The 19,793-nt window shown below is 64.7% G+C and carries 19 protein-coding genes; 12 read left to right on the top strand and 7 right to left on the bottom strand.

Features of this window, described 5'->3' with window-relative positions; all coding sequences use genetic code 11:
- The first annotated feature begins 23 nt into the window (after positions 1–23).
- From ABC319_RS16510 to ABC319_RS16465, 10 genes are all read left to right on the top strand, one after another.
- Positions 24–929 carry a hydroxypyruvate isomerase family protein gene (locus ABC319_RS16510; RefSeq protein ID WP_413071268.1) on the top strand — a complete coding sequence of 302 codons (906 nt, stop codon included), beginning with the start codon at positions 24–26 and terminating at the stop codon, positions 927–929.
- 13 nt (positions 930–942) lie between these two features.
- On the top strand, positions 943–1,776 hold the full coding sequence (locus ABC319_RS16505) for a 3-keto-disaccharide hydrolase (protein ID WP_413071267.1): 834 nt from the start codon (positions 943–945) through the stop codon (positions 1,774–1,776).
- Positions 1,773–2,342, top strand: a complete 570-nt coding sequence (locus ABC319_RS16500) for a gluconate 2-dehydrogenase subunit 3 family protein (protein WP_413071266.1) — start codon at positions 1,773–1,775, stop codon at positions 2,340–2,342. The genes ABC319_RS16505 and ABC319_RS16500 overlap by 4 nt, the downstream gene beginning before the upstream one ends.
- Positions 2,339–3,172: a sugar phosphate isomerase/epimerase family protein gene (locus ABC319_RS16495; RefSeq protein ID WP_413071265.1), complete on the top strand. Its 834-nt coding sequence runs from the start codon at positions 2,339–2,341 to the stop codon at positions 3,170–3,172. The genes ABC319_RS16500 and ABC319_RS16495 overlap by 4 nt, the downstream gene beginning before the upstream one ends.
- 23 nt (positions 3,173–3,195) lie before the next feature.
- Positions 3,196–4,872 carry a GMC family oxidoreductase gene (locus tag ABC319_RS16490; RefSeq protein ID WP_413071264.1) on the top strand — a complete coding sequence of 559 codons (1,677 nt, stop codon included), beginning with the start codon at positions 3,196–3,198 and terminating at the stop codon, positions 4,870–4,872.
- A gap of 89 nt (positions 4,873–4,961) precedes the next feature.
- A complete protein-coding gene (locus ABC319_RS16485) occupies positions 4,962–5,180 on the top strand; it encodes a hypothetical protein (protein WP_413071263.1) in 219 nt (72 codons plus the stop codon).
- Positions 5,181–5,219: 39 nt separating this feature from the next.
- Positions 5,220–5,486, top strand: coding sequence for a hypothetical protein (locus ABC319_RS16480; RefSeq protein ID WP_413071262.1), 267 nt, complete (start codon positions 5,220–5,222; stop codon positions 5,484–5,486).
- 98 nt (positions 5,487–5,584) lie between these two features.
- Positions 5,585–6,154: a hypothetical protein gene (locus ABC319_RS16475; RefSeq protein WP_413071261.1), complete on the top strand. Its 570-nt coding sequence runs from the start codon at positions 5,585–5,587 to the stop codon at positions 6,152–6,154.
- Between the two features lie 187 nt (positions 6,155–6,341).
- Entirely contained in the window at positions 6,342–6,605 is a 264-nt protein-coding gene (locus tag ABC319_RS16470) for a hypothetical protein (protein ID WP_413071260.1), read from the top strand.
- 136 nt (positions 6,606–6,741) lie between these two features.
- Positions 6,742–7,377 carry a hypothetical protein gene (locus ABC319_RS16465; protein ID WP_413071734.1) on the top strand — a complete coding sequence of 212 codons (636 nt, stop codon included), beginning with the start codon at positions 6,742–6,744 and terminating at the stop codon, positions 7,375–7,377.
- A 129-nt stretch (positions 7,378–7,506) separates the two neighbouring features.
- On the opposite strand, the gene ABC319_RS16460 is transcribed toward ABC319_RS16465, so the two are convergent.
- From ABC319_RS16460 to ABC319_RS16445, 4 genes are all read right to left on the bottom strand, one after another.
- The gene (locus ABC319_RS16460; protein ID WP_413071259.1) at positions 7,507–9,000 is read right to left on the bottom strand and encodes a hypothetical protein; all 1,494 of its coding nucleotides are present in this window, start codon (positions 8,998–9,000) and stop codon (positions 7,507–7,509) included.
- Positions 9,001–9,510: 510 nt separating this feature from the next.
- Positions 9,511–11,280 carry a hypothetical protein gene (locus ABC319_RS16455; protein ID WP_413071258.1) on the bottom strand — a complete coding sequence of 590 codons (1,770 nt, stop codon included), beginning with the start codon at positions 11,278–11,280 and terminating at the stop codon, positions 9,511–9,513.
- Positions 11,281–11,572: 292 nt separating this feature from the next.
- Positions 11,573–12,925 carry a sensor histidine kinase gene (locus ABC319_RS16450; RefSeq protein WP_413071257.1) on the bottom strand — a complete coding sequence of 451 codons (1,353 nt, stop codon included), beginning with the start codon at positions 12,923–12,925 and terminating at the stop codon, positions 11,573–11,575.
- The gene (locus ABC319_RS16445; protein WP_413071256.1) at positions 12,922–13,611 is read right to left on the bottom strand and encodes a winged helix-turn-helix domain-containing protein; all 690 of its coding nucleotides are present in this window, start codon (positions 13,609–13,611) and stop codon (positions 12,922–12,924) included. The genes ABC319_RS16450 and ABC319_RS16445 overlap by 4 nt, the downstream gene beginning before the upstream one ends.
- Positions 13,612–13,835: 224 nt before the next feature.
- Here ABC319_RS16445 and ABC319_RS16440 point away from each other — a divergent pair, with 224 nt between their 5' ends.
- Positions 13,836–14,180: a hypothetical protein gene (locus tag ABC319_RS16440; protein ID WP_413071255.1), complete on the top strand. Its 345-nt coding sequence runs from the start codon at positions 13,836–13,838 to the stop codon at positions 14,178–14,180.
- 44 nt (positions 14,181–14,224) lie between these two features.
- Here the strand turns inward: ABC319_RS16440 and ABC319_RS16435 are convergent, their stop codons facing one another.
- The 3 genes from ABC319_RS16435 to ABC319_RS16425 form a co-directional block, all read right to left on the bottom strand.
- A complete protein-coding gene (locus ABC319_RS16435; protein ID WP_413071254.1) occupies positions 14,225–15,151 on the bottom strand; it encodes a VOC family protein in 927 nt (308 codons plus the stop codon).
- A 93-nt stretch (positions 15,152–15,244) separates the two neighbouring features.
- The gene (locus ABC319_RS16430; RefSeq protein WP_413071253.1) at positions 15,245–16,288 is read right to left on the bottom strand and encodes an MBL fold metallo-hydrolase; all 1,044 of its coding nucleotides are present in this window, start codon (positions 16,286–16,288) and stop codon (positions 15,245–15,247) included.
- A 116-nt stretch (positions 16,289–16,404) separates the two neighbouring features.
- Complete coding sequence (locus tag ABC319_RS16425) at positions 16,405–17,988, bottom strand: Na+/H+ antiporter (protein WP_413071252.1); 1,584 nt, start codon at positions 17,986–17,988, stop codon at positions 16,405–16,407.
- A gap of 140 nt (positions 17,989–18,128) precedes the next feature.
- Here ABC319_RS16425 and ABC319_RS16420 point away from each other — a divergent pair, with 140 nt between their 5' ends.
- Positions 18,129–19,745 (top strand): FAD-dependent oxidoreductase, encoded by a 1,617-nt coding sequence (locus tag ABC319_RS16420; RefSeq protein ID WP_413071251.1) that lies wholly within the window; start codon positions 18,129–18,131, stop codon positions 19,743–19,745.
- Positions 19,746–19,793 lie beyond the last annotated feature (48 nt).

The raw sequence follows: 19,793 nt of genomic DNA, 5'->3' as shown, positions 1-19,793 counted from the left end.
GCCTCTGTGGTGATGCGGTGAAGGTGTCGCGCCGCTCCCTGATCGCGGCTGGCGCTGCCGCATCCGCAGCGTCGGGGCTGGTGTTTGCGCAGGGGCGCCGGTCCAACGCGGCGCATTTCTCTCTGGGATATGCGCCCCACGAAGGCAGCTTTGCCAGCCGCGGTGGCCGTCTCGAGCAAATCGCCTTTGCCGCCGATCAGGGCTTCACCGCCTGGGAAGACAACGAGGCTGCCGGCCGATCCGTGGCCGAGCAGGAGGCGATGGCCAAGGCGCTGACCCAGCGCGGGATGACGATGGGCGTCTTCGTTGCGAGCATGCCGCAATGGGCACGATCGCGGCCGCTCCTGGGTGCGAACGACGGGTCGGAGCGTGAGGCATTTCTGGCGGATATCCGCAATGCGGTTCCCGTCGCCAAACGACTGAACGCGAACAGGATGACGGTGGTTACCGGTTTCCTAGACCCGAAGGTGCCGATCGATATCCAGACGGCACGTGTTATCGACGTGATGCGCCGTGCCGGCGATATCGTGTCGCCGCACGGCATCGCGATGGTGATGGAGCCGCTCAACACCCGCACCAATCATCCCGGCGTGTACATGCAGACGATCGCGCAGGGTTACGCCGTCGCTCGCGGTGCGAACAGCCCGGCCGTGAAGATCCTGGCGGATCTGTACCACGAGCAGATTCAGTCCGGGAACCTCATTCCTGCGCTGGAGGCATGCTGGGCGGAGATCGGCTACATTCAGTTCGGCGACAATCCCGGACGCAACGAACCGACGACAGGCGAGATCAATTATGCCACCATCGTCAAATGGTTGCGCGCAAGGAAGTATACCGGGGTGATCGGCATGGAACATGGCAACGCCACGGACGGGCGGGTCGGCGAAGAACGGCTGATCGCTGCCTACCGCGCGATCGACCAGGTATGAGAAGGGGGAGAGCATGACAATCATCCGCAGGATCGCCGGGCTGTCGGCGGTCGTGGCTCCGCTGCTGGCATTGTCCGCCACTGCGCAGGACAAGCCGGGCTTCAAGGACACGCCGATGCTGCCCGGCGGCGAGTGGCGGGTACATGACGCCGATCGCCCCGCACCGGCCGTCGTCACCCCTGCCGGCCAGCCGGGCGGAGCGCCGGCGGATGCGACCATTCTGTTCGACGGTCGCTCCACCGACGCCTGGCAGGCGGAACGGAAGCCGTGGCCCGTCCAGAACGGTGCGCTCGTCATCCCGTCGCGCGCCAGCAGCGGCGGCGAGAACAATCTGAACACGAAGGCGAGCTTCGGCGACGTCCAGCTCCATCTGGAATTCCGCTCGCCCAATCCGCCGACCAAGACCTCGCAGGATCGTGGCAACAGCGGCATCTGGTTTATGCAACGTTACGAGGTGCAGATCCTCGACGGCTACCAGAACCCGACCTATGCCGATGGCACCGTGGGTGCCGTCTATGGCTGGAAACCGCCGCTGGTGAATGCCGCGCGCAAGCCAGGCGAATGGCAGACCTATGACATCGTGTTCGAGCGTCCCCGCTTCGGTACCGACGGCAAGCTGCTCCGCCCGGCCTATGTCACCGCGCTGTTGAACGGCGTCGTCGTGCAGAACCATCAGGCGATGCTCGGCACCACGATCTGGCGGCAGGTGGCGCATTACGAGGCGCATGCCGATGCCGCCCCGATCAGGCTGCAGGACCATGATTCCCCCGTCGCCTTTCGCAACATATGGGTTCGACCGCTGGCCGCCGCGGCCATTGCGCAGGATTTGAAGGAAAACGCCAAGTGATCGATCGCAGGACTGCCCTGGCCGGCGTGGCGGCGATGTTCGGTACGGCGCTGTTTGCGCCGATCGCTCGCGCCGCCGGTGTCGCCCCCGCCGCCGGCATACCGCCCATCAGCGAGGGGCCACCGACCGTCGCGGTCTTCACCCCGGCCCAGCGCACGTTGATGACCGCGCTGAGCGAGCGCATCATCCCCACCACCGACACGCCGGGTGCCATCGCCGCCGGTGTGCCGGCGTTCATCGAGAAGCTGCTGGCCGATTGGTCGCTGCCCGCCGATCGGGTTCCGATCCTTGCGGGGCTGGACGCAATCGAGGCGCGCAGCCTGCAGGACTACAAGGTCCCAGCGGCACGGGCGACCCCTGTACAGCAGGACGCGCTGCTGACGCTGGCGATGAACCGCCAGTTGGCATCCGCCCCCGCGTTCTTCGAGGCGTTCCGCCAGCTCGTCATCACCGGCTACTACACGTCCGAGATCGGCATCACGCAGGAACGCGAGTATCTGCCGGTGCCGGGCGAATATAACGGTGCCTTCCCCTACTCCCAGGTCAACAAGGTATACAGCGCATGATCCTTAATCGCAGGAACCTGCTCGCCGGTGCCGGCGGCGTCGCCGCCCTCGGTTTCGCCGGGATCGCCTCTGCCGCCCGCCTCGGCCCGATCGGCTTGCAGCTCTACACGGTGCGCGAGCTGTTCCAGAAGGATCCGGTCGCGACGCTCCAGTCGGTCGCACGGATCGGCTATCGCGAGGTCGAGTTCGGCGGTGGCGGCTACGACGCCATGGATCACGCGATGCTGCGCAAGACGATGGACCGCCTGGGCCTGCGCGCTCCGTCGGTTCATATCGGCTATGACGCGCTGCTCCAGAATTTCGACAAGTCGGTCACGATGGCCAAGACGCTCGGCGCCGACACCGTCGTCCTGCCCTACATGACCGACCAGCATCGCAGTGAAGCCGCGTGGCAGGCGGCCATGCCCAACTTCAATCGCTTCGCCGCCGACCTGAAGAAGGCGGGGCTGGGATTCGCGTATCATAACCACGATTTCGAATTCACGATCAAGCCGGGCGGCGTCAGCTTGTACGATCGCTTCCTCAAGGAAACCGATCCAGCCCTCGTCAAGGTTGAGCTCGACCTTTACTGGGTTGGCCATGCAGGCGTCGATCCCGGCGCGCTGATCGATCGCCTCGGCAGCCGGCTGTACGCCTATCACGTCAAGGATGCGCGTCCTGACGGCAGCATGACCGCGGTCGGCGCAGGCAAGACCGACTTCGCAGCCCTCTTCAGGCGCAAGGGCGGTGCCGGCGTCCGCCACTTCTATGTCGAGAACGATGAGGCGCCGGCGCCCTATCTTCCCGATATCACCACCAGCTTCCAGACGCTCCGCGCGCTGCGTTTCTGACCAACTCCGCGGGAAGGAATATCATGGCTGCGACCAACAGATTCGACGCGATCGTCATCGGCTCGGGCGTCAGCGGCGGTTTCGCCGCGAAGGAATTGACCGAGAAGGGTCTGCGCGTCCTCATGCTCGACCGTGGCAAGATGGTAGAGCATGGCGAGGGCTATCCGTATGACGGCAAGCCCGCCTATGAGGTGCCGGCACGCAACATGATGCCGCCCCAGCTGATGGAGAGCGACTATTTCATCGCCAAGCACGGCTATGTCTCGCCCAGCAACCAGGGCTTCTACAACGACGATCGTCTGAACCCTTATGCGTTCGACGAGGGCAGCAAGTTCTACTGGATCCGCCCTGCCGCGGTTGGCGGTAAATCGCTGATCTGGGGACGCTGGTCGTTTCGCTGGAGCCCGGAGGATTTCGAGGCGAACAAGCGCGACGGCATCGATGGCGACTGGCCGATCCGGTACGACGACGTCGCGCCCTGGTACAGCTATGTCGAGAAGTACATCGGCGTGTCGGGCTCGCGCGAAAACCTGCCATACCTGCCCGACAGCGAGTTCCAGCCCCCGATCCCGATGAACGTGGCCGAGACTTGGCTAAAGCAGCGGCTGGAGACCCAGTTCCCCGGACGCAAGCTGATCAACACGCGCCTGTCCAACATGACCGAGGACAAGCCGGACCAGAACCGCACCAAGTGCCAGTTCCGCAATCAATGCAGCAACGGCTGCTCGTTCGGCGCCTATTTCTCCACTCAGGCAGTGACGCTGCCGGCTGCCAGGGCGACTGGCCGACTGACGTTGCGGTCGGATGCGGTGGTCACCAACCTGGAATATGACGCAAAGCGCAAGCGGGTCACCGGGGTGCGGTTCATCGATGCCAAGACGGGGCAGGCAGAGATGGTACCGGCCGATCTCGTCTTCCTGTGCGCATCGGCGATCGCCTCGACGCAGATCCTGATGAACTCGCGGGCACCTGGCGGCGGTCGGAGCCATTTCGACACCAGCGGCACGCTGGGCCGCTATGTGATGGACCACATCTTCCGCGTCGGCATCACCGGCGACATGCCGGGCATGCAGGACCTGATCGAATATGGTCGTCGACCCGGCGGCGTCTACATCCCGCGGTTTCGCAATATCGGGGGTGACGAGGGCGTCGGCTTCAAGCGCGGCTATGGCTATCAGGGCAGTGCTCGCCGTGAACCCGCCGGCCCCGTCGGTTTCGGTGCGTCGATGAAGCACGGCATGCGCAAATACGGTCCCTGGAAATTCGGCATGACCGCTTTCGGTGAGTGCCTGCCCTATGCCGACAACCGCGTATCGCTTCATCCCACGAAGGTCGACCGGTTCGGCGTGCCGCTGATGCGGTTCGACGTCACGTTCCGTGAGAACGAATTGAAGATGATGGCGGATGCACGGGCTCAGGGTGAAGCGATGCTCAAGGGCGCCGGCCTCGCCAACGTGAAGAGCAACGAGGATGAACACGTCCCGGGCGACGCGATCCACGAAATGGGTGGTGCACGTATGGGACGCGATCCGCGCACCTCCGTCCTCAACGGATGGAGTCAGGCGCACGAGGCCAGCAACCTCTACGTGACGGACGGCGCGCAGATGGCATCTGTGTCGTGCGTCAATCCATCCCTTACCTTCATGGCGCTGACCGCCCGTGCGGCCGATCACGCGGTCAAGTCGATGAAGAAGGCCTGATTTCGGCGAACGGTAGCCGCTGGTGCTTGGAGGCATGCCGCCCCAGCGCCGGTGGCCGCCGGCGAAATGGCTCAAGGGTGGAGAAGGCGATGCGCTTCGTTCAGATGGAAATGCTGCCGTCGGGCAAGGCACTGATCGATATCGATAAGCTTACCCACGCCCTGCCGGAAGGTGACGGCACTCGCCTTTTTCTGGGTGGACAATATGTGGATGTGCCGCACACCCTCGAGGAACTGGAGAACGTCCTGGCCGGTCGTGAGCGTACGGACGCCGGCGAGACAAGCGTCGCTGGTTTTGGCGTGCGATGACGATGCCGCTTTTCAGCGACGCGTAGACGATCGGTAGCCATGGACTTCGCCGATCAGATGCGTCGCTATTTCGGCACCGACGATCTCGGCACCGTACCCGAGCCGGCTATCGTCGCCGGAATAGAGCATATGCAGGTCGATCTGGGGCTTGAACGCGACCGTGCACGGCGGTTCGCGCTGTGGACGTTGCTCTACACGTTGAACGCGGCCCCCGATGTCGACGTCACGTTCAACGACCCTGCCGATCGGGATGCGGCCAGGCGATTGATGGATATGACGGATGCGCTGACGCAGCCCGGTCGTTGAAAGCGTTCCTAAGCCTTGAATGCCGCTGCTCGTCACATTCACGAAAGGACATCGCCCGTGCCGGTTTCGCAGCGATCGATCATAGGGGTGATAGCGTCATGAAGAGCGCCGTCTTGCTGGCGACCTGCCTGCTTTCCATAAGCTTCACGACGGCTGCGGCAGGACGCGATTATGTCTCCCGGAATGTGAGCGGCTGGACGGTGGCGGAGAGCAAGGACGGGAAAGGATGCTTCCTCAGCAGGAAATACGACCATGCCGGAGAGACGACGCTGTTGCTGGGTCTCGACACCGATGGCACGAACCACCTGTCTGTCCTCAATGCAAATTGGTCGATCGAGGCACGCGATCGGCTGAAGCTGACCTTCCGCCTCTCCACTGGAGCGTATCCGGCTCATTTCGCGGTCGGTATAGCAACCAACGGCAAGCAGGGATTCGTCTCGACCTTCGAATCGAAGTTTCCTGCATATTTCGCCGGCTCGCGCACCCTGAGCATCTCGCGCGGCAACGTTCCGGTGGAACGGCTGGCGCTGGACGGCAGCGGCGTCGCGGTGGCAGCCTTGCGGGGCTGCGTCGCCAAGCAAACGAGCGGGCTGTGGCAATCCGGGAAGAAGAACCAAGCCAGCGGTATCCCGCTCGATCCATTTGCCCCCCAGCGTGGCAGAAAATAGCGTTCACCGTAGGGTCAGCCGCAATACCGGCACATCCGCTCGCGTCCATTGATCGGGGAAGATGCACCGTCGATCCGGAATCGATTGTGGGAACATCTATCCTGGGCTTTGGTTGTTCCGAATGGTTAACGATTGGAACAGCATCATGCATCCGTTGGTATCAAAGGCAGCTTCTGGGGTTATCCTGATGGCAGCGATGGGTCTCGGCGGCTGCGCGTCGAAATCCTATGTCCGCGAGCAGATCGCGCCGGTAAGCCAGCGCGTCGACACGCTCGAGGCGAAGTTGCAGGAAACCGACGGCACGGCCAAGGCCGCACTGGCGGAAGCACAGGCGGCATCGGGACAACTGCAGAACAGCGGACAGCGGCTTGATCAGCTGAATGGTCGCATGGACGGGGTCGAGCAGCGGCTGCAAGCGCAGGAGTCCAGGCGCAAGCGTCCGCGCAACTGAACGACAATCTTCGATCAGTGATTAAGTATCTATCAGCCGTGCTGGTCGTTTCCATAAGGAACGACCAGCAATGGTAATATGTAGAGGGTAGATGACGCGGGGGTTGTCGATCATTGTTGGGCTTGTCTGTACGGTGATGTCCGGGCCAGTCTCCGCGCAGTCCTCAATTCTGCCTGTTGCGACCGATGTCCCTCCGTCGATTGCCTTGGCGGATTCGGCACGGCAGGTGGCCGATTGGATTGCAAGCTCCAGCGATAACCACGCTATGCCTTATGCCATCGTCGACAAGGTGAACGGCGCGGTGTTCCTCTTTGACGCGCGTGGACGGCTACTGGCCAGTGTGCCGGCGCTGGTTGGCATAGCTATGGGGGACGAGGCGAGCCCAGGCATAGGCAGCAAAAAGCTTGGCGAGATAGGACCTGCCGAGAAGACAACGCCGGCGGGCCGATTTTTGGCGAAGTTCGGACTTGCATTCGGCCGCGAACGAATTCTCTGGGTTGATTACGCCACCTCTGTCGCGATCCACCCGATACCCGCTGACTCGGCCAAGAGGGAAAATCGCCGCGAACGGATGCTCTCTCCTACTTCGGATGACAACAGGATCACCTTCGGGTGTATCAACGTGCCGAAGATGTTCTACGGCAAGTTTCTGAAGCCTTTATTTCAGAAGAAGGGTGGCTATGTCTACATCATGCCCGATACGAAGCCACTCGACGAGATTTTCCCTAGGTTACGAGTGCACGCGCTAGGCGGTCCTGCCCAAGGTGGATAAATTTAGGTAAGTTCAAATCGGGCCAGCCGGCACACCTTCGGCAATGAGTCGTCGGATGTATACGTATCGGAAATAAGTCCATTTGGTTTAAAGTAAAAGGGGCCGGCGATTGCCGGCCCCTTGTCTGTTCTACTTGCGTCCGAACTCGAGTGCGGCGCGTCGTTTGGGGGTTTGGGCGAGTGGCTGCCCGGCATATTCGCGCATGCCCCAGGCACCGTACTGGCTGATGCTGCCGGTGGTGTTGTACATCGTCATCAGGTCGCCGACGGTGTCGCGCCAGGCGCCGATGTAGCGCTTGTAGGCGTCGTACATGGCCGGGTCCCGGTTCAGATCGGCCATCAGGTTGTTGTCGCCGCCGACGATGTGCTGGCCGGCCTCGTAGGTGATGAGGCGCACGCCGTACTTGTTGGTGATGGCCTTTTGCGCGGCCATCTCGCCGAGCGACTTGTCGACGGCACGATTGAGCGCGGCGATGCGCTGGGTCCGGTCGGTGACGCCGGCCAGTTCCCTGGGCAGGTCATGGCCGAAATAGGGTGCGATCGCGACGGCATCGACCGAACCGGCGATCTTGCCCTCGTTGAACGCCAGTTCGGTATGCCACGGGCTGGGCGACCACGCGCCATAGACGCGGACCAGCTGGCCGGGCCGATCCTTGAACACGTCGGCGATCACCGCCATCGCCGCCTTGAACTTCGCTGCATAGGCGAGGTGGCCGGCGATCCACTCGTTGTCGTTGAGCTTGGCCGCCATGCCCTCCCGCCGTGCATCGGCATTGGCGCCGAACTGCGAATTCCAGACCTCGTTGGACAACTCGACATAGACTGGCAGGCTGGGGTCGAGGCGGTCATGGACCATCTGCGCGAAGCTGCGCAGATAGGCCGAGCTGGCGTTATACGGCAGCGTGAACCACGGCGACGACTTGTTGCTGTTGTTCAGGTCGACAAACAGTTCGTAGCTGACATGGCCGTTGCGCAGTTGATCAATCGACTCGGGACGAGTGCGGGTGTTCCAGACGATCTGATCGGCTCGCGGATTGCCGTTGGCCGGGCTGATGTCGAGGTTACGCAAAACCGAGAATGGCTTGATGCTCTCGCGGAACTCCGCGCTGAAGACCTGCTTCGGGTCCGCCTTGATGTCCAGGCACTTCAGATCGGCGACATTACCCTCCCGAAAGTCGATCCAGGTGTTGTTCCCGGCATCAGGGGCCAGGCCGTTCCACTCGAAGGTCAGCTTGCCCGGCACCGTGCTCCACGGCTTCGTGCCACGGTGCATGCCATCCAGGAAAGCCTTCGCACCGCCGTTCCATGTACAGACGATATCGACCTTGGCCGTATGGTTCAGCACCTCGACAGGCGGGTGCAGCAGGCGCCGCGCCGTCCGGCCGGCCGGGATGGTGATGTTGCCGAACTCGTCGGGATTGAACTCCGCTGCCCACTCGTCGGACGTCGCAAGGTTGGCGAACACCTGCTCGCCCGACCAGTACACCCCGCTCACCAGGTTCACACCCAGCTGAAATGGACGCGACACACCTGCCGTCGCTCCCAATACCTTCGTGCTGGCCCAGCACTGCTTGACCACTCCCGGTGCCGGATCCGTCCCGAACGCCGCGTTCGTGCACGCCATCGATCCGGTCGCCGTCGCCGTGATGTACTGCGTATCCGTCCCGAAACGTACCGTCCCAGTACCCTCGAACTCGCACTTGCCTCCCTCAACCGAACACCACGCGAACGTGCCCGATGTCGGCGATGGGGTCGGCGTAGGAGTTGGAGTCGCGACCGGTACCGGCTCCGCCGAGACGACGGTGATGCCCGCATCCGTCGTGGCCGCCTCACCTCCGCCGCAGGCGGACAGTACGACGCATCCGAGCAGGGTAGCGGCTCGCAGCGCACCCGGGAGCCTTGAGGAGCCACGCAGTGCTCCGAGACGCAAGAAATCGACGGTCAATGGTGTTATCCCGATGGCAGGTTCGGGATCACCTAATCGGACGTCGGTAAAAAACGCCTTAACGCTTGGCTCTACAAGTAAGTGAACACTCCATTCACCCTCTTTATAACTAACTGACTTGGCATGGAGATCTTGATCTCAAGGCGTGCCTCCGAAGCGCTCGGCGGCCGATTGCAGCCGATGCGATAATTACGTTCGCTGTCGGCGAGCGGCGAACCGCAACTTCGCCGTCGCGATTTCCTTCATCACCAGGTCGCGCTGTGCAGTGAACGTATCGTCCACGAAGGTTATCGTCGGAATCTGGCGCTGGTCGATCGTCACCGGGCGATAGGTCGTGAAGCCGATCTCGTGAACGCCGCTGGAGCCACGCCCCGGTGCCGCGCGGCTGAGATGGCTGAACGATGCGACCTTGCCGAAGCTCGCCTCGGGGAACAGCGGATACCGCGCTACCTGGTTCATCGGGATAAATCCCATCATCGCGTCATAGGCCATCTCGGCGATGGGCATGACGCCCGGATGTGCGATGGCCAGTTCTTCGACCAGCATCCGAGTACCAACCTGTTGATCGCCCTGCAGATTATTCTCCCACAAACCGCAGATATCGAGGAAATAGGCGTCGATCGGATACCGTGACAGCATGCCCGAGATTCGCGACCTCAGGTGATCCCGCCAGCTTTTCACCGCCACGTTCATGAAGACCATGTAAGCATCGCCTTTCCGGTCTCCGTCCCAATCGACGTAATCGGACGCGAACGGAACGCCGTAGATGGTTCGCAATTGCGCGTCGGCGATCCGATCGAAATCGGACCAGGCGGGATTGGCGATGTTGGTTCCGAACATCAGTGCGAAGCGGAAACCGAGCTTCCGCCCCTCCGTCACGAGGCGCCGGAATGCAGCCTCGCCGCCCACGGCCTTGCCGATGGTGAAGTTGGGATAGTCCCAGTAATAGCGTCCGTCCCAACCCGACAGGAAGACCATGACATTACGCGGGTCGATCTGCCTGGCCGTCCAGCGCAGGATCTCCAGCTGACGATCGAAATCGTTGAGGACATAGCCCGTCCAATGCTCGCCGTGCAGCGCCAGCACCAGCCCAAGGTGCTTGACCCACTCGGGCGCGTCCCTGCGCTCGAGCAGCGCGGGGATGCGCCAGGCCGCCTCGACCATCTCGAAATGTGGACGCGCCACACCCGCGAAGTCGCTTGCCACGGCGATACGCCAGCGGCAGGTCGTCACCTGTCCGCTCCGCTCCCAGCCCGCCTGCTCGTATAGCAGTTCCGTTTTGTATCCATTTGGTCCGGCGAGGAAGGCGAACCGTGCCGGGCGGACTTCCGTCTGCAGCGCGGAAATACCCCAGACGCGCTTGTCCGGCGCTTCGATCGCCACCAGCGGCGTCGCCATTCCGCCCATCAAGGCGGGATATTCGAAGACGTGGTCGCTCTCGTCCGGTTCACTCCACTCGTTTGCGGACATGGAGAGCCGCCCGCGCGGAAGGCCGCGTACGATCGTCTTGATCGACTTGATCGGTAGATCCATCGTGGCAGACACCTGCCACTCGAACGCGCCCGCCGGAGTCTTGATCAGCGTGGCGGTCAGCGAACCCGATCGCTTGCGGGTCCCCCCCGCCCAGGTCAGCCCGCTGACCGTCAGCAGCAACCGGTCGCCTGTCCGCTGCACAGTTACCAGCGCAGGATCGATGCCATAATTATTCTCGAAAGTGATGACCTCGAACCCGAACAACAAACCACCGAATTCGATCGATGGCTCGGGATTGGAGAAGCTGAACTTCATCACCGGCGTCCCACGGGGCGGGGTGAACGCGCCGTCGGTGGAAGTCAGCAGGCGCAGACCCGCCGGGTTGGCTCCTTTCGCCATGGCGGCGACATTCGACGAGGCAATCGTCGTTGCGGCTCCGGCGACACCTGCGGTCCCAGCCAAAACGGTACGGCGCGTGATCGTCATGACGGCATCCTTCCTTGTGACCGCCCGCCAATCCCGGACCTCGCCGAATGCAAACGGCGAGAGGCGTTGCCAGTCAACCGACCGCGACGCTCGATGACTGTGAGATTGAACGGGCGGACGTTGGCGGACAAGCACACTTTGCAGCCCATCGCCACCTGGACAAAGCCGCTCGCCTTCCGCTCTGCCGCCGCCGAGTGAGCCGGCGTACCGGCTCGTTTATGAGTATGCCGCCTCCGGCCACCCCGTATCTTCGGCCGTGCTCCGCCGGAGACGTGCGCTAATCCGCCGGCCCCTATCCCTGCGCGCCCAGCACGATGTACGCAGCCAGCCCCGGATCGGCATCGTCCAGCGTGAGATCGCCGTTGTGGAGATGCGCGACGGCCGCGGCGAGTGAGAGACCAAGCCCGGCACCGGTGCCGCCCCGTGCGGAATCGAGCCGGCCGAACTTGCGCAACGCCGCCGCCCGGTCACTCCCGGCGATACCCCCGCCGCGATCGACGACGCCGACGCGGACACCGCCGGGCGAGCGATCCAGCGTCAGGCGGATCGTTCCGCCACCGTATTTCAGCGAATTGTCGATCAGGTTGCCCAATGCCTGCCCGAGCAACTCGCGATGGATCGACACGGGTTCAAATGCGTCGGTACGATCGACCGTGATCGCGCGCCCCGCATCCTCAGCCAGCGGGCCGTAGATTTCGGCAAGATCGTCGATCATCGCGGCGAGATCGACCGGCCGAAATCCTTCCCGGCCGATCCCCGCCTCGGCCCGGCTGATGCTGAGGGCGGTTTCGACGACGCCCAGCAACCGCATGCCCTCATCTTGAGCGCGGCGCAGCGCGGCTGCTGCCCGGTCGGGATCATCCAGCGCGCGGCCGACATGGTCGAGCGCGGCGTGCAACCGGGTGATCGGCGACTTCAGGTCATGCGCAAGCGCATCGGTCGCCAGCTTCAGCTCGGCGATGAGGCCCTGTAGCCGGTCGAGCGTGGCGTTGACCACGCGGCCGAGCGAGGCGAAGGCGTCCCGCCCGCCATCGTCCACGACCCGGTGGGATAGGTCGCCACGTCGGGCCGCCTCCAGTGCCTCCACCGGTTCTGCCAGCTGCGCGGCGAACAGGCGGGCGGCGATCAGCGCGGTGCCCAGCGCAAGCAGCACGGCCAGCGCCAGTGCGGCAAGGCTGGCCTCGCCGACGACCGCCAAGGCGCGTTGTTCTCCTTCCATCACCATGCCGGTCAGCAGGTGGGAGCCATCAGGCAGCCGGGTGGCCATGACACGCATCGCCGCTTCGTTCCGGCCGGTGCGATGGAGGGTGGCGCGGATGGGCGGCCCGAACACTCTTACCCCGCTTGGCCAATCGGCCAGTGTGCCCGCGATCAAAACATAGTTGCGATCGGCGAGCAGGATAACCGCGCCCGGTGTGGAGCGACGCGTAGTGCGGCCAACGATCGTGCTGGCCAGCGCCGGCAGTCCGTCCCGCGCGTAGACGGACAGCAGATCGTCGCGCAGCAGCTGCGCAGCCGCATCTGCCCGCGCGGTCACGTTCCAGCGGACATAGGCGCCCAGCCCCGCGAGCAGCAGACTGGCGGTGACCACCTGGAAACCGAAGACGAGGATGGCAAGCCGGGTGGTCGTGCCGGTGCGCCTCATGCCGTCGAACCAAGCCGGTATCCGACGCCGCGGACGGTGTGGAGGAGCGGGTAGCCGAATCCGTCGTCGACCTTGCGACGCAAGCGGCTGAGATGGACATCGATGACGTTCGTGCCCGGATCGAAGTGATAGTCCCACACGCCCTCAAGCAACATGGTGCGGGTGACGACCTGTTCGGCATGGCGCAGCAGGAATTCCAGCAGCCGGAACTCGCGCGGCTGCAGTTCGACCGGTCGGCCAGACCGCCGGACCCGGCGCGACAGCAGGTCCATCTCCAGATCGTCGTGGCGCAACACAGTCTGCGGTACGCCACCGGTCGCGGCGGCGCCGCGGCGGACGAGAAGCGCGATGCGCGCGTGAAGCTCGGCAAAGGTAAAGGGCTTGGTCAAATAGTCGTCGGCGCCTTCGGTCAGCCCCCGGACCCGATCCTCGGGCGCGCCTAGCGCGGACAGGATGATGACCGGCGTGACGATGCCGGCCCCGCGCATGCCGGCGAGCACGGCCATTCCGTCGATTCCCGGCAGCATGCGATCGAGCACGATGCAGCCATAGCTGCCGTCGGTTGCCAGGAAGAGCCCGTCGCGACCGGTGGCGGCCCGATCTACGACGAAGCCGGCCTCTTCCAACCCTTTCGCGATGAAGTCGGCGGTCGCCGCATCGTCCTCGACCACCAAGATCTTCGTCATCGCCTCACTCCCATCCTCGCGCGTACCCGCCAAGACCCTGGTGCTCGTGACCGCACAGGCGGGCGCCGCCACCGGCGCGACGATCACCCATAGCGTGCCGGCCGTACCGGGCGGGTGGGCGGCACATTACCGATCCGTCACGAACCGGCCAGTGCCGGGTATCGCCACATCGGTCATGGCACCGGCATGACGAGCAGCACGACCGCTACCGCCGGGACGGGCCGGTGACCACGCCCGCCCGCCACGGCCGCCGCCGGACCTCTCTGGACGACCGGACGTGCCGGCTGATCTGCCCGATCGCGGCGGCGATGGTCGGCGTCTGCCTGACGGCGATCGGCATCATCCAGGTCGCGATCAGCGCCCGGCATGTCCACACTCTGGCCGACGACCTGCTGACGATCGATGCGGTGTTGTTCCTCGCGGCGATGCTGTCGTCCTACTTCGCGTTGCGGGTGCAGTCGGTGATGCGGTTGCATTGGCTGGAGCGGGTGGCCGACACCTGCTTCATCGTGGCCATGATCGTGCTGACGATCGCATGTTTCGTCGTCACCTACTGGTTGCAACGGTGAGCCGCACGGACGGCGGGCGCACCGTCCGTGCCGAAAGCGTGCATCTATTCCGTCGGGCTCTCGGCCGTGAACGATGAGCAACACGGCTTCGTTACGGGCTGGAACTCCATCAGTTCCACACGGGTACCGTCGGGATCGTAGAGGTTGGCCTGCCACTTGCCGTCCAGGCCCATCTGCGGTCCGTCGTGGCGCGGGCTCAACCGATCCTCCTTGTACAGGGTCGTCACCGCCGCCTGCATGTTGGGTACGCCCAGCGACAGGTGATTGAGGACGCCGAGCTGCCGCGCATCGACCTTCTCCAGCGGCACGTCCGAACCCGGTCCGATCATCATGTACTCCAGCCAGTCACGCCCGTTCGGTGCCTGTTGCGACACCCAGTCCACCTTGTCTGGCTGGAACGCGCCGAACCAATAGGGGCGGAAACCGAGCAACTGCCGATAGAATCCGTCCTGCCTGGCACGATCATGCACGGCATAGCCGACATGGATGATGCGGCCGCTGATCGCACCGGGCACCGCCGCAGCGCTCCTGCGGCCCGGCTGGACGAACTGGACTTCGTTGCCTTCCGCGTCGTTTGTCGCAAACCACAGGTCGCCCTCCGGCCCACGCATGATCGCGCCCAGCTTACCCTGCCCGCGCGCGGCCATCCACGCCCGCAGCGCCGACGCGTCCGTCGTCGTGTAGGCGACATGCGCCAGCATGCTCGGGCCTTGCCGCACTCCGGCTGGCAGAACCTCGACGAACTGGCGACCACTCAGATAGTAGCGGACGCCGGCAGGGTTCTCCGGATCGCTCCCCTTCTTGGCGCCGAGCACGTGGCTGTAGAAATGATCGGCCTTGTCGAGATCGCGAGCATAGACCGCCAGATGCGAGATGCCGGTGATCGGCGGTCGGGATGGCGGCACCGGCGCCGCCCCCAGCAGGGTGATGGCGGCCAACGTAAAGCCGGCGGTTCGTCGCAACGTCGACATGCTCTCTACCCTCCCGTTCTTCTTTTCTTCACAGAGGCTTATGCTTATCGTCCTACCGTGTCACGAGGATATGAGCAGAACGCGGGTATCGGGTCAGGGCTGCGACTCCCCGTTCCGCGCGACCCACAGGCGGACGCACTCGGACTGCATCTGCATGTATCGTCGGTAGGTGTCGGCGCCCACGACGAAGGGGTTCGGCTGGTTCGGCTGGCGGTAACGGAGGATCTCGAGCCGCTCGAGCCCCTCGTAATGGAGCGGGTGGTTGCCGATCTGGCTGTCGACCCCCGCCGTTCGCGCGATGTCCACCCAGCGTGCGATGGACCGGACCTGTTGCGCACGCAGCTCCGCCGTCATCGGCAGGCCGAGCCCGCCATAGAAGCCGACGACATGCTTGCGGCCCCGATCGGTGACAGGGAAGATCGTCGATACCGTGCCGACGGTGTGCCCCGGGGTGATGTAGAAGGTGATGGGCGTGCCGCCGATCGTCATCGTCTGCCCGTCGACGACGGTGATGTCGCGTGTGGGCGGATCGCCCCAGCCCGGCACCTTCAACCGGTCCGGCGCTTCCATCGCGTTCCAGTCGATCCCCGACGAGATGATCCGGGTACCGTAGGTCCGCTGAAAATAGCGCGCACCGCCATAATGATCGGGATGGGAATGGGTGAGAACGAGGTACTTAACGTCCTCCGGCTTCAGGCCCATGCGCCGCAGGCCGGGGACGATGATCTCCCGAGCCTCGGTCTCATTGTTCAGCGCGTCGAACAGCAAGATGCCGGCGCTGGTACGCAGCGCCCAGGAGGATACCAGCATCTGGCCGACCGAAAACAGGTCGTCGAACACCGCATGGGGTTCGACGAAGCCGTAATATTGCTCGCCCGCCGTGCGCGCCTTGTAGCGGGCATCGAGGATGCAGCGGTGGGCGAAATCGACGAATAGGTCGTCACCGGCGAGGATCCGGGCGCGGTTGAAATGCTTGGCCGCCTCCGCGCGATCCTCCTTCGGGAACGTCAGTGGCCTTGCGTAATCCTCGATTGGCGGCGGTCCGGAGCGTTTGGCGGGCACGGGTGCGGATTGACCGGACGCTGCGACGGACATCGCTGCGGCACCCGCTGCGAGAGTCATCCTGATCGTGCGCATCGCCATCCCTCCCGCCGTGATTGTGCCCATTGTAGAAGCACTTCATCGCCACAGGGTACAGGCTGCCGTCATGCGGACAAGCCGGAAGCCTTATCCCGCACCCATCTAGACCCAGATCAGCCCTTCGCCGCCACGGCGGCCAGCTCTTCCAGATCGAGATCATGCTCCAGGTCGTGAAGCGTCTCGTCGTCGATGCTGCCGGTGCGGTGCAGGCGGACAAGCTCGGCCCGGCCGGCGGCGACCGCGGCAATGATCACGTCGAAGTGGCTGGCGATCGCAGCATTCCGCTCCTCCGCCGTCCCGTCGAACGCGTCACCAACCGTCGCCCGCGTGCGATAGCGTCGCAGCAGCTGGGGATGGATGACCGCGCCTTCGGCATCCAATGCCTCGCGCTCGACCGCCACTAATTGGGCGCGGAACATCATCGTCTCCGCGGCATGGAGATCGAGCGGCGGATGCGTGCTGCCGTCCTCGGGCGGCTCGGCCCATCGTATGACCCACGCGAGAGAGGTTCCCTGCAACAGCACGGTGACGAGGATCACGACGAAGGCGGTCACGAGCATCAGGTCTCGCGCCGGCATGGCTTCCGGCAATGACAGCGCAACCGCCAGTGTTACCACGCCTCGCATCCCCGCCCAGCTCATCACCAGCGCGGCCCGCGGGCCGAGAGGATGCTGCCGCGTCCATCCCAGTCGGCGGACGGCGGCGAAGCCGGCATCGACACCGAATATCCAGAGGAACCGCGCGACGATGACCGAGGCGACGATGAGCAGCACAGGAAGAGCCATCGTGTCCACGACCATGCCGAGTCCACCGACCCGGTCCAACAGGCTGCGGAGCGACAGGCCGATGAGCAGGAAGACGGCGGCTTCGAGGAGGAAGACCAGTACCTGCCAGAACGCCAATGCCCGGATGCGGACGCTCGCACTAAACACGACGTGCTGATACCAGCCGCAGGTCAGGCCCGCGGTGACGACGGCGATGACGCCGGACACGTGCAACAGTTCGGCGGCGATGTAGGCGGTCCAGCACACCAGCACGGTCGCCGCGATCATCAGGGTATCGTCGCCCAGCCGACGAAGCAGGAACACCCAAAGGCTGCCGATCGCGGCACCGACGGCGATGCCGCCGGCCACCAGCATGAAGAAGGTGCCGGTCGCCGCGCCCAGGCTGAAGCTGCCGGTGACCGCTGCCGCGACCGCGAACCGGAAGAGGACCAGTCCCGCAGCGTCGTTCAACAGGCTCTCGCCCTCCAGCAGGGTCATCAGGCGCCGCGGCAGTGTCACCCGCTGCAACACGGCGCGGGCGGACACCGCATCGGGCGGCGACAGGATCGCACCCAGCGCGGCACAGGCCGCCCATGGCAGCTCGGGCATCAGCAACCTGGCCACGAGCGCCACGATCACCGTGGTGAAGAGGACGGCGCCGACCGCCAACGACAGGATGCCCGCCATGTGGCGGCGGAACGGTGCGATCGCGGTGAACCAGGCACCATCCATCAGCAAGGGGGGCAGAAACAGGACCAGGACCAGCTCCGGATCGATCGCGATACCCTGCAGCCCCGGCATGAACGCGACCGCGCAACCACCCACGATCAGCGCCGCCGCCGGCGGCAGTGCCAGCCGGCTTGCAAGGTAGTGGAGGGCCAGCACCACCAGGAACATGCCGATGATCAGCTCGAAATTCGCCGCCGCATGCACGAAGTCGTCCCCCTTGCCCGCTCGTCCGGGGGCTGTGTGCAAGCTGGCCCGGACGGCGTCAACGACGGGGCGCACATGGTCCAGGCCGGTTGCCCGCGGCCGACGGGCACGGTAGCCAGTCGTCGGGGCGAGAGGTGACGATGGAAACGATCGGGCGCGATCTGCGCGAGATGCAGCGAATTCCCCTGGCGCCGGATCACGTCGCGGCCATCCGCGCCGCCGGACGGCAGGCGCACTATGCGAAGGGCGCGTCGATGGCCGAGATAGGCGCACCGGCCGACTGCTTCGTCTATGTCGAGCAGGGCGAGATCGAGGTCGTCAATCCGTTCACGCAAGAGCGGCTGGTGCCGTCGACGCTGGGCCCGGGCCAGTTCATGGCCGAGATATCGCTCCTGTCCGGCGGCAGTTGGTCGATGCCGATGCGGGCGGCCCGCGATACGGTCGTGACCGAGGTGCCCCGGCGCGCGATGCTGCGGCTGATGTCGGCCGTGCCGGAGATGTCGGACATCATCATCACGGTCCTGGCCGCGCGCCGTCGGCGTCAGCTGGAATCCGGCGACGGCATGCTCGTTTTGGTGGGCGAGGATGTCGACCGTTCGATCCGAGGGATAGCGGAGTTCGCCGCGCGCAACCGGGTGCCCTATCGATCCTATGGGATCGGGAGTGAGGAGGCCGCGGCGGTCGCCAGCAGTTGCGGCACCGGCCCGGATGCTCCCGTCGTCGTGTTCGGCCGCGATCTGATCGTTACCGACCCCACGCCGGAGAAGGTCGCGCGCCTGCTCGGCCTCGATCAGGACTTGCCGGAAGACGGTGCCTTCGACGTGCTGATCGTCGGCGCCGGACCGGCGGGCGTCGCGGCCGGCGTCTATGCGGGAGCCGAAGGGCTGAAGGCGCTGGTCGTCGACGACATCGCGATCGGCGGCCAGGCGGGCACGTCGAGCCGGATCGAGAACTATATGGGTTTTCCGACCGGCATCTCGGGCGCCGATCTGGTCTGGCGCGGTGAGATCCAGGCGATGAAGTTCGGCACGCGCTTCGTCATGCCACGCCGTGTCGCGACGCTCGAACAGATGGCTGAGGGTGATTTCTGCGCCACCTTCGGCAACGGCCAGCGCATTCGCGCCCGTGCCGTCGTGGTCGCGACAGGGGTCCAGTACCGCCGCCTCTCCCTCGCGCGACTGGAGGAGATGGAGGGCGCGGGCATCTACTACGCCGCAACCGAGAACGAGGCCCGCTTCTGCCACGACGCGGAGGTCGTGGTGATCGGCGGCGGCAATTCGGCCGGTCAGGCGGCGATGTTCCTGAGCCGCATCGCCCGCCATGTGCGCCTCTTGGTCAGGTCGGATACGCTGGCGACGTCGATGTCGCACTATCTGTCCAGCCGGCTGGAGACCGATCCGGCGATCACCATCGAGTACGGCGCCCACGTCGCCGCACTGCACGGCGCCGATGCTCTCGAGGCCGTGACGATCCGGAACGTGCATGGCGAACGGACGATCGATACCTGCGCCATGTTCGTCATGGTCGGCGCCGCTCCCAACACCGGCTGGCTCGCCGACCTCGTCGCAATGGATGAAAAAGGCTTTGTCCTTACGGGCGCGGCGGCGCAGGCTTCGTCACCCTATGCCACGTCGCGACCGGGCATCTACGCCGTCGGCGATGTGCGGGCGGGATCGACCAAGCGGGTGGCATCGTCCGTCGGCGAGGGTTCTGTCGTCATCTCGGCCGTATGGGAGCATGTCCGCGGCGAGCATTGAGCTTTCGCGGACAGTCGATCGGCGGACGAAAGCCAGCCCTGCAGGTCA

It is taken from the genome of Sphingomonas phoenicis, assembly GCF_047238005.1.
Classification (GTDB): domain Bacteria; phylum Pseudomonadota; class Alphaproteobacteria; order Sphingomonadales; family Sphingomonadaceae; genus Sphingomonas.
Note: the sequence above shows the minus strand (reverse complement) of the source record. Positions and strands in the feature narration are given on the sequence as shown.

What these genes read in the sequence shown, in the direction of transcription:
- ABC319_RS16420 (WP_413071251.1), top strand. Translation starts at nt 18,129, where the DNA reads ATGGAAACGATCGGGCGCGATCTGCGCGAGATGCAGCGAATTCCCCTG.
- ABC319_RS16480 (WP_413071262.1), top strand. Translation starts at nt 5,220, where the DNA reads ATGGACTTCGCCGATCAGATGCGTCGCTATTTCGGCACCGACGATCTC.
- ABC319_RS16465 (WP_413071734.1), top strand. Translation starts at nt 6,742, where the DNA reads ATGTCCGGGCCAGTCTCCGCGCAGTCCTCAATTCTGCCTGTTGCGACC.
- ABC319_RS16445 (WP_413071256.1), bottom strand. Translation starts at nt 13,611, where the DNA reads ATGACGAAGATCTTGGTGGTCGAGGACGATGCGGCGACCGCCGACTTC.
- ABC319_RS16495 (WP_413071265.1), top strand. Translation starts at nt 2,339, where the DNA reads ATGATCCTTAATCGCAGGAACCTGCTCGCCGGTGCCGGCGGCGTCGCC.
- ABC319_RS16475 (WP_413071261.1), top strand. Translation starts at nt 5,585, where the DNA reads ATGAAGAGCGCCGTCTTGCTGGCGACCTGCCTGCTTTCCATAAGCTTC.
- ABC319_RS16470 (WP_413071260.1), top strand. Translation starts at nt 6,342, where the DNA reads ATGGCAGCGATGGGTCTCGGCGGCTGCGCGTCGAAATCCTATGTCCGC.
- ABC319_RS16485 (WP_413071263.1), top strand. Translation starts at nt 4,962, where the DNA reads ATGCGCTTCGTTCAGATGGAAATGCTGCCGTCGGGCAAGGCACTGATC.
- ABC319_RS16430 (WP_413071253.1), bottom strand. Translation starts at nt 16,288, where the DNA reads ATGCGCACGATCAGGATGACTCTCGCAGCGGGTGCCGCAGCGATGTCC.
- ABC319_RS16455 (WP_413071258.1), bottom strand. Translation starts at nt 11,280, where the DNA reads ATGACGATCACGCGCCGTACCGTTTTGGCTGGGACCGCAGGTGTCGCC.
- ABC319_RS16435 (WP_413071254.1), bottom strand. Translation starts at nt 15,151, where the DNA reads ATGTCGACGTTGCGACGAACCGCCGGCTTTACGTTGGCCGCCATCACC.
- ABC319_RS16460 (WP_413071259.1), bottom strand. Translation starts at nt 9,000, where the DNA reads ATGGCGTGCACGAACGCGGCGTTCGGGACGGATCCGGCACCGGGAGTG.
- ABC319_RS16490 (WP_413071264.1), top strand. Translation starts at nt 3,196, where the DNA reads ATGGCTGCGACCAACAGATTCGACGCGATCGTCATCGGCTCGGGCGTC.
- ABC319_RS16505 (WP_413071267.1), top strand. Translation starts at nt 943, where the DNA reads ATGACAATCATCCGCAGGATCGCCGGGCTGTCGGCGGTCGTGGCTCCG.
- ABC319_RS16450 (WP_413071257.1), bottom strand. Translation starts at nt 12,925, where the DNA reads ATGAGGCGCACCGGCACGACCACCCGGCTTGCCATCCTCGTCTTCGGT.